Here is a 14,894-nt window from a genome sequence, read left to right as displayed (position 1 = left end):
GCGGACCGGCGTGTTCGCTGGCGACGACGGGTTTGTCGTAGCCGTGCGCGGCCATCTGCGCGTGACAGGCCCGCACGAGCGCGGGAACCGCGTAGGGATCGCCGTAGGGGTGGACGTCGAAGAGGTCGAAGAATTCGGCCGCCTCACTCAGCACCTGCCCGAAAAACGTTGTCCACGTGCTGTTCCCGGCCTTCGCGTCGCCGAGCATCGCCGCGGGGACCGCCCCGCCGAGTACGACCGCCGCCGCGGGATCGGCGCGGTGCACCGCGGCGTGGAACGCGCGTAGATGCGCGACGTACTCCCGGGCGGTGCCGCGCCAGAACAGCGGCAGGCACGGCTCGATCTCGCACTGCCAGAACCGGATAGCGCCGGGCCGCCGTCCGGCCAGTGCGCCGACGAACCGCACGTAGCGGTCCGGGTCGAGGGCCGGCGATGCGGGTAGCCAGCCCGTGGGGTGCCGGGTGGCCCACCGTGAGCTCGACACGACGGTCACCCAGGCCTCGTCTCCGTCGTCGAGCTGGTCCAGCAGTGCGTCCACCGCCTCCCAGGCGTAGGTTCCCGGCTCCGGTTCCACCTGGGTCCAGTAGATGTTGATCCGGACGATCCGCGCGCCGAGCGCCCGCGCCTGCGGCACGAACTCTCCGGGCGGGCCGAACAGCCCGAAGGTGGTTCCGTGCGCCACCCCGAGACGGATATCGGGCAGCAATTCCACGGCGGACATGACGATCCTCCCGTAACTCTCCTTAAGAGACGATGAGTCCCTTATAGTTGCTCATGCTAGCGCGTAGTCGAGCCGATTAGAAGACGGTCAGTACCTTACGAAAGGGCGGGTAGTCGGTGGGATCGAACGGTGACCCGCACAAGGCCGCTCGGCGGCGGGGCGCGGTGCTGGAGCAGGCGATCCTGCGGGCAGCGCTCGACGAGCTGCTCGACGTCGGGTACTCCGGACTGACGATGGACGGGGTGGCCGCGCGGGCCGGGACCAACAAGTCCGCGATCTACCGCCGCTGGCCGCATCGCGCCGCGCTGGCGGTCGCCGCGTACCGGCAGGTCGCGGTGGCCGAGGAGATACCCGACACCGGCGACCTGCGCACGGACGCGCTCGAAATGCTGCGCGCCGCCGCCGGATACATCGCCTCCCCGCAGGGGGAGATCCTGCACATCCTCGCGTCCGAGATCCACGCCGAACCCGATCTGCTGCGCGAAGTGCGCGACCAACTCCTCGGCACGAGCGTCACCCGGTGGCTCACGGTTCTCGGCCGCGCCGTCGCACGCGGGCAGGCCCGCCCCGAGGCGCTGTCTCCCCGTATCGCGACCCTCGCGGTCGATCTGCTGCGCAACGAATACCTCGTCCGAGGCGTCACCACCATCCCCGACAGCACCCTGACCGAGATCATCGACACCGTCTACCTCCCTCTCGTCGCGACCGAGCCGTTCACTCGACGACCGTGACACCGGCGGCCCGCAGATCGGCCAGCGCTGCCCCGTCGCCGCCGGGGTGGGCATGGACGAAGGCGGTGGCCTCGACCGGGACGGTCACCTCGTAGCCGAGCCGGATCGCATCGCGGGCCGTCGCCGCGACGCAGACGTCGGCGGCGATGCCGACCACGGTCGCCGACCGGGCTCCGCTGTCGCGGAGCAAACCGAGCAGGGGTCCCAGGCTGCCGCCGCCGTAGGGCTGCTGGGGTTCGAGGACCGGGCCGAGGACGAAACCGGAGAAGCCGCCGCGTTTCCCCGGCCCTTTGTCCACGACCTGGCCTCGGACATCCAGATCGGGATGCAGTGCGGTCCGGTTCTCCGGGTCTCCGTCCGGAAGATCGATCGGCGCGTAGTCACGGGTGTAGAACACCGGATATCCTTGTGCCACAGCTGTTTCCACCTGCCGGTTCACGGCCGCGAGAACCCTCGCCCCCTCTGCTCCCGCCACATCGACGAACAGGTTCTGCATATCGACCACGATCAGCGCATCGCTCATGTCACCGACCCTAGAAACTGAAGCAAGGTTCAGGTCAACCCACGACCCTCTACCTGCCGGGTAATCGACCACCGGCCCTCGACCTGCCACGCTGACGGCGAACCAGACCGAGATCGGCATCTGATCCACGAAACCCGCCCGCGCACAGCCACTTCCGCCGGCCACCACACCCACGACACCGTCCTGCGCGCACAACGGTCGCGTTAGCGGCATCCCAGCGGGGCGGCTAGGTTCGATCGCATGCCTGCTTCACCTCGCCTTCCCGGTCTGACATTGGCGGATGCCGATCGGCTGGTTGCCTCCGCTCTCGCGGTCGGGGCCGAACGCGGTTTCCCGCCCGCTGGCGGTCGCCGTTCTCGATGTCACCGGCGCGGTCATCGCCCTGCGTCGCGCTGACGGGGGTATGCCGATGACCAGCCGCATCGCCGTGGCGAAGGCGCGGACGGCGCTGCTGTCCCTGCAGCCGTCGGGGCGGCTCCAGCTTCCGGGGCCGATCGTCGACAGCATCCAGCATCTCCACGGCGGCGACTTCGTTCCCTTCGCCGGCGGCATCCTCATCACCGACGACGAGACGATTCTCGGCGCGGCCGGTGCGTCGGGAGCACACGCCACCGAGGACGAGGAAGCCGTCACGGTCGCCGCCGGACGATGGCGCGAATACCGCTCCCGCACGGAGCAGAGCCCGGCGCAGGGTGATTACGAAGGGCGCGGTGCACGGTGATCTGATGCTGGACTCCCTCGAGGGGCTGTCGGTGGGGGACGCGCTGGGACAGGTTTTTCCCGTTGGGCGGCGGTCGATTTCGGACCTGCGCGCCGGGGCGATCCCTGACGGGCCGTGGGGGTGGACCGACGACACCGAGATGGCGTGCAGCGTGGTGGCCGAACTGCGGGGCCGCGGCCGGATCGATCAGGATCGCCTCGCCACGGCGTTCGCGCGGCGCTTCGATCCGGGCCGCGACTACGGATTCGCGGCGACACATCTCGACGACTACCCGGCCGCGATCACGACCTGCCTCGCGGCCGACGGCGACATCGACACCACCAGCGCCATCGCGGGCGGAATCGTCGCCGCCTACACCGGCAGCCGGTCGGCCACCGGCGTGCCGCAGTCCTGGCTCGCCGCGAACCGCTCCCCGGCTGGGTCGACACCACCCGCCGACCGGCATGACGCGGCCTCGGCCGCCTCCGCGGATGGCTACCCGGCGCCCGCTGACCCGCTACAACGTCGACCCCCGCCACGACAGGTGCAGGTCCTGCGTGCCGCGCGCCGGACGGAACGCGCACAGCGCGGGGCTGCACTGGGTTTCGAAGGCCGCGACGCGGGCGGGCGGTAGCCAGCTCTGGTCGCCGTCGAAGGACGAATACCAGATCTCCGGGCCACTGGCCGACTTCCACGCCAGATGCAACTGACCGTCGTGGGCGGCCAGCGCGGGCGCGACATCGGAATAGGCGTCGGGCGGGTTGGCGCGGGAGGTCCAGGACACGCCGTTGGCGGAACTCCACAACCGGATCCACTTGTCGTCGTCCAGCGGCGCCCGCGTCCCGCGATGCGCGATATACAAGGTGTCGCCGAGCACCGCCACGGCGGGACCGTCCAGCGACGCCATACCCGGCAGGCCGATCGGGGCGCTCCACCCGTTGTCCCCGCGCGCCGACGCGTAGAGATTCTGGTCGGAGGTGAGCATCTGCTCCCGTCCCCGCCAGAACGCGTGCAGGACACCGCGAAAGACCGTCAGACTCGGCGCGCGGGCGGTCTCCGCACCGCCCAGGATCTGCTGCTCCTCCCACTTGCTCCCGTCCGACGAGGTGGACCAGTAGATGTTCTGGTCGCGTCCCGCGCCCTTCCACGCCAGATACAGCGTCTCCGACCCCGCGCCGTCCACCGCCGCGGACAACGCCGGCTGATCGGAGGTGCCGACGTAGGGCACGTTCCACGGCGGCGCCCAGGTATGCCCGTCGCTCGTGGCCGACAGCCAGATGCCGTCGGTGCTGTCGTCGGCGCGCCAGGCCATGTGCAGGTGGTGCTGGAAGACGGCCGACCCGGGGGCCGTGGGGGAGGTGGCGCCGGGAACCGGGGCCTGGTCGATCCAGGCGCCGCCCTGGGCCGCGACGGACGACCAGAGCCGGGTATCGGGATTACGGCGGGACAGCGGAGATATCACGGAACTCACCGCGGCTTTCTGCACTGGGTGGTGGAAAGACCGGCGACGCCGTTGTGCGCCCGGAGGAACGCGTTCAGTGTAGATCGACACGACCGGCCCCTCGCCCGAAAACGACTCGCGCGAAACATATTTCGAATCCAGGAGGCTTGTCAGCGACCCCCGCCCGCAGGCCCGCCCGGCGACCGCCCCGCGAATTGGAACCACGCCGATTTCAACGCTGGGCCCCGGCGCTCCGCCGGGGAACACTACCCGGGTACGCGGCCACCCGGCGGCGCACGTCCGCCTGTCCCGAAAGTCGTGGTCCCATGTCCGTTTCCACCGCCACCGGCACCGCGGCCGTGGAGAAACGCACGGCGAGCCGCGGCGCGCTACGGGTGCTGCTCCCGCTCGCCTCGGTCGCCGTCTTCGTCGCGGTCTGGCAGCTGGCCGCCGCCGGCCACGTGTGGAGCGAGACGTTCGTCCCGTCGCCGATCACGGTCTGGCGGGCCTTCGTCCAGACCTCCACCACCCACGACGGCGTCCGCGGCTACCAGGGCTACCTGCTGTGGGAACACCTGTATATGACGGTGCGGCGCGTGCTGGCGGGCGTGGGCATCGGGGTCGTCGCCGGGACGGCGCTCGGCCTGGCCATGGGCACGATCGGCTGGGTGCGCCGCCTGCTGGAGCCGTGGCTGACCTTCCTGCGCGCCCTGCCGCCGCTGGCCTACTTCTTCCTGCTTGTGATCTGGCTCGGCATCGACGAGGCCCCGAAGATCACCCTGCTCGCCCTCGCCGCCCTGCCGCCCACCGCCGTCGCCACCACCTCCGCGGTACTGGCCGCACCGGTCGGCCTGATCGAGGCGGCGCGAGCCCTGGGCGCCACCCGCGGCCAGGTCGTCCTCGACGTGATCGTGCCCGCCGCCGTCCCGGAAACGTTCACCGGCATCCGGATCGCCGTCGGCATCGCCTACTCGTCGGTGGTCGCCGCCGAACTGTTCAACGGCATGCCCGGCATCGGCGGCCTGGTCAAGGACGCCAGCAACTACAACAACACGCCGGTCGTCCTGGTCGGGATCTTCGCCATCGGCGGCTCCGGACTGCTCATCGACGCCCTGCTGCGCGTGCTCGAACGCCGCGTCGCCCCGTGGAGAGGGAAACTGTGAAACACACACTGCTGCGCGCGATCTCGGCGCTGGCGGGAGCGGCCGCACTGGTCCTGTCGGGATGCGCGATCGACCACTCCGGGCACGACGCGAGCAAACCCACGATCCGCGTGGCCTACCAGACGTTCCCGAGCGGCGACCTGATCGTCAAGAACAACCGCTGGCTCGAGGACGCGCTGCCCGGCTACAACATCCAATGGACCAAATTCGACTCCGGCGCCGACGTCAACACCGCGTTCCTCGCCCGGCAGATCGACCTCGGCGCCCTCGGATCCAGCCCGGTCGCCCGCGGCCTGGCCGCACCGCTGAACATCCCGTACCAGGTGGCGTTCATCCTCGACGTCGCCGGCGACAACGAGGCCCTGGTCGCCCGCACCGGCACCGGCATCGAATCCCTCGCCGGCCTGCGCGGCAAACGGGTGGCCACCGCGTTCGCCTCCACCGCCCACTACAGTCTGCTGGCCGCGCTCGGCCGCGCCGGGCTGTCCCCGGCCGACGTGCGGCTGGTCGACCTGCAACCCCAGGCCTCGCTGGCGGCCTGGCAGCGCGGCGACGTCGACGCCGTCTACACCTGGCTGCCGACCGTCGACCAGCTGCGCGCCTCCGGCAAAACCCTGATCACCAGCCGGGAGCTGGCCGCCGCGGGGAAGCCCACCCTCGACCTCGGCGTCGTGTCCCGCGACTTCGCACAGGCACACCCCGACGTCGTCGACACCTGGCGCAAGGTCCAGGCGCGCGGCCTGCGGACCATCCGGGAATCCCCGGACCAGGCCGCGAAAGCCGTTGCGGCACAGACCGGCACGAGCATCGACGAGGCCACCGCCCAGCTCCGCGAGGCCGTCTTCCTCACCCCCGAGCAACTCGCCGGCCCCGACTGGCTGGGCACCGAGACGGCCCCGGGCAACCTCGCCGCCAACCTCCACAGCGCGGCCGAATTTCTCGCCGCCCAGCAGCAGATCCCGTCCGCGCCCTCGCTCGAGGCGTACCGGGACGCGTTGTACGTCAAGGGATTACCGAATGTCCTCGGCTGAGGCGACGCGCACGCACGCCGCGGCGGAGCGCGCCGGCGGCATCCGCATCCGCAATCTGACACACCGCTACGGACGCGGGACGACCGCGGTCACCGCGCTGGGCCCGCTCGATCTCGACGTCGACCCTGGCGAATTCCTCGTCCTGGTGGGCGCGTCCGGCTGCGGCAAGAGCACCCTGCTGCGCATCCTCGCCGGATTCGAACCCGTGCACGAGGGAGAGGTCGCGGTGAGCGGCGCCGCGCCCGTCCCCGGCCACGGATCCGGCGTGGTCTTCCAGCAGCCGCGGCTGTTCCCGTGGCGGACCGTCGCCGGCAACGTCGACCTCGCCCTCAAATACGCCGGCGTGCCACGCGACCAGCGGGCCGGACGCCGCGACGAACTGCTGTCCAGGGTCGGGCTGGACGGCACGGGGGAGCGGCGGGTGTGGGAGATCTCCGGCGGCCAGCAGCAGCGCGTCGCGATCGCCCGCGCGCTGGCCGCCGACACCTCGCTGCTGCTCCTGGACGAACCGTTCGCCGCACTCGACGCGCTGACCCGCGACCGGTTGCAGGACGACCTGCGCCGGGTGGGCGCGGCGTCCGGCCGGACGAACGTCTTCGTCACCCACAGCGCCGACGAGGCGGTCTTCCTCGGCTCCCGGATCGTCGTGCTGACCAAGGGGCCCGGTCGCATCGCCCTCGATCTTCCCGTGGACCTGCCGCGGACGGGCGTCGACCCCGACGAGCTGCGGGCCTCGCCCCGCTTCGCGCAGCTGCGCCGCGAGGTTGCGGGCGCGGTCAAGGCCGCCGCGGCCTGACCCCACACAACTAGAACGGGTTGCCCCCATTGTGGCAGCCCGCTCGGGCGTGCCCGGCTCCGGAACGGGGTCCCAATACCCGGTGATCTACCCACTTCTCCGCGTCGCTCTCGATTTGGCGACCCGTACGCGCTAGTCTAATTCTGAAACGTGTTCTAGTGTGTGCGGCGAGACCTACCAGCGCCGGCAGAAGACAAGAGGAGTCCACCAGGCCATGCGTACCGAGATCTGCGAACGACTGGGTATCGACGTCCCCATCTTCGCCTTCACCCACTGCCGAGACGTCGCCGCCGCCGTCAGCAACGCCGGCGGACTGGGCGTCCTGGGTGCGGTCGGATTCACCGCCGAGGAGCTCGAGGTCGAACTGGCCTGGCTCGACGAGCACGTCCACGGCGTCTACGGCGTCGACCTGGTGATCCCCTCCAAATACGAGGGCAAAGGCATCGAGGGCCTCAGCCCCGAGGAACTGGAAGCCAAACTCGGCGAACTCGTACCCCAGGGCCACCGCGACTTCGCCGAGAAGATCCTCGCCGACCACGGCGTCCCGCACCTGCCCGACGGCGAGCGCCACAACCAGCTGCTCGGCTGGACCGCCACCACCGCCGCCCCGCAGGTCGAGGTCATCCTGAAGCACCCCAAGGCCAAGCTGGTCGCCAACGCGCTGGGCACCCCGCCGGACGACGTCATCAAGCAGGTACAGGACTCCGGCCGCCTCATCGGCGCGCTGTGCGGATCGGTCAAGCACGCCCTCAACCACAAGAACGCCGGCCTGGATTTCGTTGTCTGCCAAGGCACCGAGGGCGGCGGGCACTGCGGCGAGATCTCCTCGCTGGTGCTGTGGCCCCAGGTCATCGACGCCGTCGGCGACCTGCCCGTACTCGCCGCCGGCGGCATCGGCAGCGGCCGCCAGATCGCCGCCGCCATGGCCATGGGCGCCGCCGGAGCCTGGACCGGATCGCTCTGGCTCACCGTCGAGGAGGCCAACGTGCCGCCCGCGCAGATGCAGACCTACATCGACGCCTCCAGCCACGACACCGTGCGCTCGCGGTCGTGGACCGGCAAGCCCTGCCGCATGCTGCGCAACGAATGGACCGACGCCTGGGAATCCGCCGAGACCCCCGACCCGCTGCCCATGCCACTGCAGATGATGGTCGCCCTCGACGGCGTCAAGCGCGGCCACCGCTACCCGGAGGCCGCCAAGGACGTCAACTTCAACCCGGTCGGCCAGGTCGTCGGCATGATGCGCAAGATCGACCGCACCGCCGACGTCATGCAGCGCCTCATCGAGGAGTACCTCGAGTCCTGCGAGCGGTTGAACAAACTCAACAACTCCTGATCGGCACGGTTACCGGCCGGGCAACACGCCCCGGCCGGTAACCGCCGGAACATGTTGTGCCCAGGGGCATTTCGCCCGCCCGATGCCGTATGATCGGGCCGTGGGGATCGCTCAGCTGGGCCTGATCACTCTCAACTGCGCCGACGAGACCGCGCTCGCCGCATTCTGGGCGGCGATGCTCGGCGGCGAGATCGTCTACCGCGACGACAACGTCGCCGTGGTCCACACCACCCGCGGCGTCCTCGCCACCGTCCGCGTCCAGGACTACGCCCCGCCGACCTGGCCCGGCGGCGACACCCCGAACAACCAGCACCTCGACCTCGTCGTCGACGACCTGGACAGCGGCGAACGAGAATCCGTGCACCTCGGTGCCCGCCGCGCCGACCGCCAACCCCAGCCCGACAGGTGGCGCGTCCTGCTCGACCCCGCCGGTCACCCGTTCTGCCTCACCACCCACCTCCCGCTGCTGCCCCTGGGCCCGCACGCGTAGATGACGATCACTCCGCGGCTCGAATCTTCTTGCGCTGGTTGGCAGTGAAGCGGGCTTTCTTCTGGCGATTACCGCACGTGTTCATCTCACACCATTTGCGGGTGCGGCTCTGGCTGGTGTCGAAGAACGCCGCTCGGCACGTCGGCGAGGCACACAGCGCCAATCGTCCGTCTCGCTCACCCGAGATGATGTCGATCGCGTCGGCGGCGATCACGCTCAGGGCATCCTCGACGCGAGACGCCGAACCCAGTCGCCATTCCCGATTGCCCTCGGGCGTCAGGACAGCCGCCGCCCGGCCCTGAATGCTGCGGTCGTTGATGATTCGCACGGCAGATGGGGGGAGTGGGGCTCCGATCGCGGCCGCTGTCGCCGCGGCGTGAACAGATTCCCGCAGTTCCCGCGCGAGTTCCAGCTCGTCGGGGGTGCAGGACTCGACAGCTAGACCGATCACCGCCAGCCAGTCGACCAGTCGCTGCGGCGTGGGAATGCGCTCCACGGCCTCACCCTGACGCTCGGTCAGCGTCGCGGTGAAGCTGGTCGCCAGCACGCTACCGAGGCGGAAGTCGGGGAACTCAGCAGGCATGGAACCACCTTAGCCGGTTGCCAGTGGACGCGGCGAGATGCTAGAACCGTCTTAGCCGGTTCTCAACGACCAGGAGGTCCCATGCCCACCGACGTGCACGCGTTCGAAGCCCACGCGACCGACGCCGACCTCGACGACCTGCGCGCACGACTGGCCGCCGCACGGCTACCGGAGGCCGAGACCGTCTACCGCGCCGCGCCCGACCCGCACCGATGGGACCAGGGCGTTCCGCTGGCCGACCTCCTCGACGTCGTGCACTACTGGCGCACCGGATACGACTGGCGGTCGTTCGAAGAGCGCCTCGACCGGATCGGCCAATTCCGCACGACCATCGACGATCTGGGAATCCACTTCCTGCACCGCCGATCCCCGCGCGCGGACGCCACTCCGCTGATCCTGACGCACGGATGGCCGGACAGCGTCGCCCGGTTCATCGATGTGGTGGACGAACTGGCGGACCCGGCAGACGCGAACACACCCGCATTCCACGTCGTGGTCCCGTCGCTCCCGGGCTTCGGCTACAGCGACAAGCCGGCCACCACCGGATGGGGAACCGAAAAGATCGCGGCCGCCTGGGTGGAACTGATGGGACGGCTCGGCTACCGCACATTCGCAGCCCACGGCGGCGACTGGGGAGGCAATATCACCACGGTGCTCGGCGGCAGATTCCCGCAGCACGTCCTCGGCATCCACACGACATTCGCGGAAGCGCCGCCCGGACTGACCACCGACGGACTGACGGAGGTCGAGCGCCGATGGATCGAGGACACCCGCCATTTCTGGCGCCACCGCGCGGCATACGCCAAGCAACAGGCGACCCGGCCGCAGACCATCGGCTACTCGCTCGTCGACTCACCGATCGGGCTACTCGCCTGGATCCTCGACAAATTCGCCGAATGGACCGACACCGAAGACAGCCCCTTCGAAACGATCTCCATGGACCGCCTGCTCGACGACGTCACCCTGTACTGGCTCACACGGACCGGCGCATCGGCGGCCCGCATCTACTACGAAAGCCACAACTCGCTCGACCCCGAACTCCGCGTCGACGTCCCCTCCGCACTCACCATGTACCCCCGCGACGTCGAAAAGTGCCCGCGCCCTTGGGCTCAGCAGCGCTACCGGCAGATCGTCCGATGGCGAGAACCCGAAACCGGGGGACACTTCCCGTCCCTGGAAGTTCCCGAATATTTCGTCAAGGACCTGCAAGAAGGACTCGCGGCGGTACTGGCCGCTGAGGGGAATGCCGCTGGTCGGCGGGTTGGCCGGTAGATCGCGGGTGATCTACGGTGGCGAGTGGATGAGCGACCGATCGGTGCTGCTGTGCGCCTGGAAGTGTCCTCTCCCTGGACAGACGGGATTGCCTCGATGCTCATCGGCTTGTTCGCCGCGTTGCTCGCCTGTGTGGGATTCGGCGCGGGGTCGATCCTGCAGGCGTACGCCGCCCGCCGGTCGGCCGCTGCCGCGCAGGCAGCGGGTAGATCCGGTCAGTCGACCCACACCGGTGCCCCGACACTGTCTTCCACCGTTGCCGCGGCACTGACGGTCTGGTTCGTCGTCGGCACCGTGCTGGATGTGATCGGCTTCGCGGGCAACGCGGTATCGGCGCGATTGATCCCGCTGTTCCTGTCGCAGACGATCATGAGCGCGAACCTCGTCGTCACCGCGGTCCTGGGCATCTTCGTTCTCGGAATCCGCCTGCACGCCCGGGATTGGATCGCGGTCTGCTCGGTGGTCCTCGCGCTCGCCGCGCTCGGCTTCGCCGCCGGGCACGAGGGCGGTGGCAGCGACGATCCCCGGTTGCACTGGGGCGTGCTGATCGTCTCGGTGCTGCTGTTCGTGGTCAGCCAGGTCGTGGTGCGTCACCTCGGATCGCGGGGAGCGGTTGCCGCCGGCCTCGCGTCGGGATTGCTCTTCGGGGCGCTGGCGATAGCGGTCCGCATCGTCAAAGGCGTCGACCCGATACACATTCCGGCCCTTGTCACCGATCCTGCCGCATGGACCATCGCCTTCGCGGGCATCGGCGGCTTCTATCTCCACACTGTCGCACTGCAACTCGGTTCCGTGAACGGCGCGACGGCGGCGTTGGTCGTCGGTGAAACGGTGGTTCCCGGGATCGTCGGCGTACTGCTGCTCGGCGACACGTCCAAACCCGGGCTGGGGTGGCTGGCGGTCGTGGGATTCTTCCTCGCGATCGCGGCAGCCGTCGCCGTAGCCGTCTTCGGCAACGCGACCCAGACGCACAGTGAATCGGACAGCGAGAAGGCCGTCACAATTCCGTCACTGTGACGTTTCGATGCGGGAGACTCGGAACGCGGGGGGAGTAGCATGCAGAAACCTGTAGCACGCCAACCAGGGGCTCCCAGCACGACAACCCAGATTTTCCGGCACACCAACCTAGATTTTCCGGCACGCTTTTGGCCGGAAACCACTTCAAGAGATTCCGGCCAAAAGCGCGCCGGAAATAGCAGGGTCCGGCGGTGTGGGGATATCGAGTGGGTCGGGCGAGGCGTGCCGCTCCGGTGGCTCGCCCGGCGGCCCGGAGGGGATAGTGGGTGTGATCCGGTCCGGAGGCGTCGGCCTAATCCACGCATGCGAGGGCAGCGCTCCTGGCTTCCACTTGACATAATGTTGATTATCGGCGTTGTAACGGTGGCAGGTGGAGGCGTCAACTGTGCTGTGCCGCATCGTGTTTGGCTTCATGGCATCCTCGACGCGACCCCAGGTCCGTAGTCGCGTCCGTGTCGTGCGCACCGAGCGTCTGCGGTCGTTCCGTTGGTCGACTTGGGGCAGATTTGGCCGTTTGGGATCTTTTCGGCGATTTCCGCCTCTGGCGGGAAAAATTCCACGACGTTCACACAGGGTCGTTCCGCGTGATCTTTCCCGATATCTTCGAACCCTTCCCCGCCGATGCCGAGGAATTCCTGGCTAATTCGTCACAGTGACGAAACTATAGACTGACGCAGGGGTCGCCGAGTAATCGCGTTTACTGCATATTGTTGCGGAAACGTAGCGTGGGTGGTGAATATCGGTCGGGTGTGGGGGCATTTCGGGTTACGGGTGCTCGGAGGCGGATTAAGATTGGTTTCTCTTTGTTGGTCCTTGATGCTCGAGACGGTCCCGTCATCTGCCTGGCGGCGGGCGAGGCCAGAGAGGTCGGTGCTCGATGAGCGGCAAGCGTTATCTCGGTTGGACGGTGCGGTCGGCGATGTGCGTCGGCATCGGAGCGGCATCGGTGGGGTTGATGCTCGCGGGGCCCGCGCAGGCGGATCCATTGTGGCCCGGTGGCCCGGACATTCCCGGTGTGGCGCCGGTGGTTCCTCCGGCGCCGGTGGTGTCGCCGTGTACCCAAGAGGGCGCCAAGGTGTGCATGCGGTTGTCGACCAACGAGGCCTGGCTGCTGGACGACGGCAAGGTCGTGTTCGGGCCGACGCCGATTTCGCACGGCCGGCCGGGATACGAGACTCCCCCGGGTGTTTTCAAGGCGGCGTTCAAGAAGGAATATCACTGGAGCACCATGCACAACGCGGAAATGCGCTGGGCGGTGTTCTTCAACGGTGATATCGCCACCCATATCGGCCCCATCGAGGAACAGTCGCACGGCTGCATCCGAATGACCCCGGACGGCGCGAAGGCGCTGTACGACCACGTGAACCCGGGTGACATCTTCGAACTGGTGGTGTGAGTCCGGCGCGGCCGGTTATTTCCGGCGCAGGATTCCGGTGAGCTGGGACAGCGGTCCGGTCATCGAGTAGGTGATGGTGCCGTCGCGATTGAGTTCGAGGGTGGACATCTTCCCGTCGTCGTCGCAGCCCAGGCCGGGTGTCCTGTTGCCCTCGGTGAGCCGTGCGCGCAGGGTGATCTTGTCGGCGTCGACCGCGGTGAGGGTTTCGGCCCGTTTGCAGGTCTGGTGGCTGGTGCGCCCGGTGTTGCTCGCGGTCCCGAGTTCCTCCCCTATCTTGCCGGCCTTCAGGCTGACGACGACGTCGAAGGTGGCGAGCCCGTCGGTGACGGTCCCCTTCCAGGTGTCGACGTAACTCTTGGGCAGTGCCGCGGAGGAATTCCCGCCGTCGGACGGTTTGCCGGTCTCCGACGGTTTCCCGGATTGAGAGGTGTCCGCGGTTCGTGACGGCCGCTGTGTCGAGGTGCCCGCCGCGGCCGCGCCGCTGCCGCCGCCCGAGTTGCTCTGGTAGGCGAGGATGCCGCTGACCGTACCTACGAGGGCCAGGATTACGACGGCGATGGCGGCGTAGGCGAGGGGGCGTTTGGATCGTGGGGCCGGTGCCGGAGTGGGTGGCGGGGTGTGGGGGTTGTGCGGGATGGCGGTGGCGGTGGGTGTCCAGTGTTGGGCGGAGGGTGGGTGTGGCGGGCTGAGGAGGGTGTTCGCGGTCTGGGGTTGGCCTTCGGGCAGGGCGGCGGTTTCGAGGTCCAGGAGGGCGACGGTGCGGCGGCTGATGTCTTCGAGGATGGGGCCGGGGAGCCAGCCTCGGGTGTCGGGGCGGTCGGTGGCGGCGAGGTGCTGGACGAGTTGTGCGGGGGTGGGCCGGGCGGCGGGGTCCTTGGCGAGGCAGGCGGCGACGAGGGGGCGCAGTGTGTCGGGGACGCCGTCGAGGCGTGGTTCCTCCTGGACGACTCGCCACAGCATGGGGACGGTGTCGCCGGTGCCGAAGGGGCCGGTGCCGGTGGCGGCGTAGACGAGCAGGCCGCCGAGGGCGAAGACGTCGGCGGGCGGGCCGACGGGTGCGGTGCCGGTGATCTGTTCGGGGCACATGTATCCCGGGGATCCGATGATCTTGCCGGTGGTGGTGAGGGCGGTGTCCTCGGCGGCGCGGGCGATGCCGAAGTCGATGACGCGGGGGCCGTCGATGGCGAGCAGGACGTTGGAGGGTTTGAGGTCGCGGTGGACGAGGCCGGTGGCGTGGACGTCGGTGAGGGCGCGGGCGAGTCCGGCGGCGAGGGTGAGGAGGGAGGGTTCGGGCAGGGGTCCGTGGTTGTCGACGGCGTCGCTGAGGGCGAGTCCGGAGACGAATCCGGTGGCGAGCCAGGGGCGGTGGGCGTCGACGTCGGCGTCGAGGACGGGGACGGTGTAGGGGCCGGCGACGCGGCGGGCGGCGGCGACTTCGCGGCGGAATCGGGTGCGGAATTCGGTGTCGCCGGCGAGGTCGGGGCGGACGACTTTGACGGCGACGGTGCGGCCGCCGCTGGTGCGTCCGAGGTAGACCCGTCCCATGCCGCCGACGCCGAGGACGCCGAGCAGGCGGTACTGCCCGATGGTTGTCGGATCATCGGGTCCCAGTGGGAGCATGTGTGGTTCGGTCCTTCCCCGGGTCCGTCGGCGCGGTGCGCGGCGTGCTCCTGATCCCACACGAGGGCGGTGTG

Annotated in this window: 16 protein-coding genes; 11 read left to right on the top strand and 5 right to left on the bottom strand. The window is 69.2% G+C overall.

Annotated features, from left to right (window positions below; translation table 11 throughout):
* Window positions 1–721, bottom strand: a 721-nt coding sequence (locus ON41_RS38665) for a hypothetical protein (protein ID WP_040754361.1), incomplete at its 3' end; no start/stop codon positions are given.
* A gap of 116 nt (window positions 722–837) precedes the next feature.
* Between ON41_RS38665 and ON41_RS38660 the strand changes: the two genes are divergently transcribed.
* The gene (locus tag ON41_RS38660; RefSeq protein ID WP_040754360.1) at window positions 838–1,452 is read left to right on the top strand and encodes a TetR/AcrR family transcriptional regulator; all 615 of its coding nucleotides are present in this window, start codon (window positions 838–840) and stop codon (window positions 1,450–1,452) included.
* Here ON41_RS38660 and ON41_RS38655 read toward each other — a convergent pair.
* Window positions 1,436–1,975 carry a cysteine hydrolase family protein gene (locus ON41_RS38655; protein ID WP_040754359.1) on the bottom strand — a complete coding sequence of 180 codons (540 nt, stop codon included), beginning with the start codon at window positions 1,973–1,975 and terminating at the stop codon, window positions 1,436–1,438. The two genes, ON41_RS38660 and ON41_RS38655, sit on opposite strands and share 17 nt — an antisense overlap.
* Window positions 1,976–2,255: 280 nt before the next feature.
* Here ON41_RS38655 and ON41_RS38650 point away from each other — a divergent pair, with 280 nt between their 5' ends.
* Complete coding sequence (locus ON41_RS38650; RefSeq protein WP_218003619.1) at window positions 2,256–2,696, top strand: GlcG/HbpS family heme-binding protein; 441 nt, start codon at window positions 2,256–2,258, stop codon at window positions 2,694–2,696.
* A gap of 4 nt (window positions 2,697–2,700) precedes the next feature.
* Window positions 2,701–3,309: an ADP-ribosylglycohydrolase family protein gene (locus ON41_RS40995; RefSeq protein ID WP_174411405.1), complete on the top strand. Its 609-nt coding sequence runs from the start codon at window positions 2,701–2,703 to the stop codon at window positions 3,307–3,309.
* Here ON41_RS40995 and ON41_RS38645 read toward each other — a convergent pair.
* Window positions 3,193–4,146: a hypothetical protein gene (locus ON41_RS38645; RefSeq protein ID WP_157185815.1), complete on the bottom strand. Its 954-nt coding sequence runs from the start codon at window positions 4,144–4,146 to the stop codon at window positions 3,193–3,195. The genes ON41_RS40995 and ON41_RS38645 overlap by 117 nt on opposite strands.
* 296 nt (window positions 4,147–4,442) lie before the next feature.
* On the opposite strand from ON41_RS38645, the gene ON41_RS38640 reads away from it, so the two are divergent.
* From ON41_RS38640 to ON41_RS38620, 5 genes are all read left to right on the top strand, one after another.
* Entirely contained in the window at window positions 4,443–5,279 is an 837-nt protein-coding gene (locus ON41_RS38640) for an ABC transporter permease (protein WP_083905936.1), read from the top strand.
* Entirely contained in the window at window positions 5,276–6,310 is a 1,035-nt protein-coding gene (locus tag ON41_RS38635) for a taurine ABC transporter substrate-binding protein (RefSeq protein ID WP_040754357.1), read from the top strand. The genes ON41_RS38640 and ON41_RS38635 overlap by 4 nt, the downstream gene beginning before the upstream one ends.
* Window positions 6,297–7,106, top strand: coding sequence for an ABC transporter ATP-binding protein (locus ON41_RS38630; protein WP_040754356.1), 810 nt, complete (start codon window positions 6,297–6,299; stop codon window positions 7,104–7,106). Before ON41_RS38635 ends, ON41_RS38630 begins: the two co-directional genes overlap by 14 nt.
* A gap of 214 nt (window positions 7,107–7,320) precedes the next feature.
* On the top strand, window positions 7,321–8,442 hold the full coding sequence (locus ON41_RS38625) for an NAD(P)H-dependent flavin oxidoreductase (RefSeq protein ID WP_040754355.1): 1,122 nt from the start codon (window positions 7,321–7,323) through the stop codon (window positions 8,440–8,442).
* Window positions 8,443–8,542: 100 nt separating this feature from the next.
* On the top strand, window positions 8,543–8,932 hold the full coding sequence (locus tag ON41_RS38620) for a VOC family protein (RefSeq protein WP_083905953.1): 390 nt from the start codon (window positions 8,543–8,545) through the stop codon (window positions 8,930–8,932).
* A gap of 7 nt (window positions 8,933–8,939) precedes the next feature.
* Here the strand turns inward: ON41_RS38620 and ON41_RS38615 are convergent, their stop codons facing one another.
* Window positions 8,940–9,515 (bottom strand): CGNR zinc finger domain-containing protein, encoded by a 576-nt coding sequence (locus ON41_RS38615; RefSeq protein WP_040754353.1) that lies wholly within the window; start codon window positions 9,513–9,515, stop codon window positions 8,940–8,942.
* Between the two features lie 81 nt (window positions 9,516–9,596).
* Here ON41_RS38615 and ON41_RS38610 point away from each other — a divergent pair, with 81 nt between their 5' ends.
* The 3 genes from ON41_RS38610 (at window position 9,597) to ON41_RS38600 (ending at window position 13,200) form a co-directional block, all read left to right on the top strand.
* On the top strand, window positions 9,597–10,787 hold the full coding sequence (locus ON41_RS38610; RefSeq protein ID WP_040754351.1) for an epoxide hydrolase family protein: 1,191 nt from the start codon (window positions 9,597–9,599) through the stop codon (window positions 10,785–10,787).
* 96 nt (window positions 10,788–10,883) lie between these two features.
* Window positions 10,884–11,804 (top strand): DMT family transporter, encoded by a 921-nt coding sequence (locus ON41_RS38605; protein ID WP_040754350.1) that lies wholly within the window; start codon window positions 10,884–10,886, stop codon window positions 11,802–11,804.
* Between the two features lie 877 nt (window positions 11,805–12,681).
* Window positions 12,682–13,200: a L,D-transpeptidase gene (locus ON41_RS38600; protein WP_085995929.1), complete on the top strand. Its 519-nt coding sequence runs from the start codon at window positions 12,682–12,684 to the stop codon at window positions 13,198–13,200.
* A 15-nt stretch (window positions 13,201–13,215) separates the two neighbouring features.
* Here ON41_RS38600 and ON41_RS38595 read toward each other — a convergent pair whose 3' ends face one another.
* Complete coding sequence (locus tag ON41_RS38595; protein WP_040754349.1) at window positions 13,216–14,820, bottom strand: serine/threonine-protein kinase; 1,605 nt, start codon at window positions 14,818–14,820, stop codon at window positions 13,216–13,218.
* Between the last annotated feature and the right edge of the window lie 74 nt (window positions 14,821–14,894).

Origin of the sequence: Nocardia transvalensis NBRC 15921, from assembly GCF_000308875.1 — a bacterium.
Classification (GTDB): Bacteria; Actinomycetota; Actinomycetes; order Mycobacteriales; family Mycobacteriaceae; genus Nocardia; species Nocardia transvalensis.
This window is presented reverse-complemented; position numbering and strand designations above follow the sequence as displayed.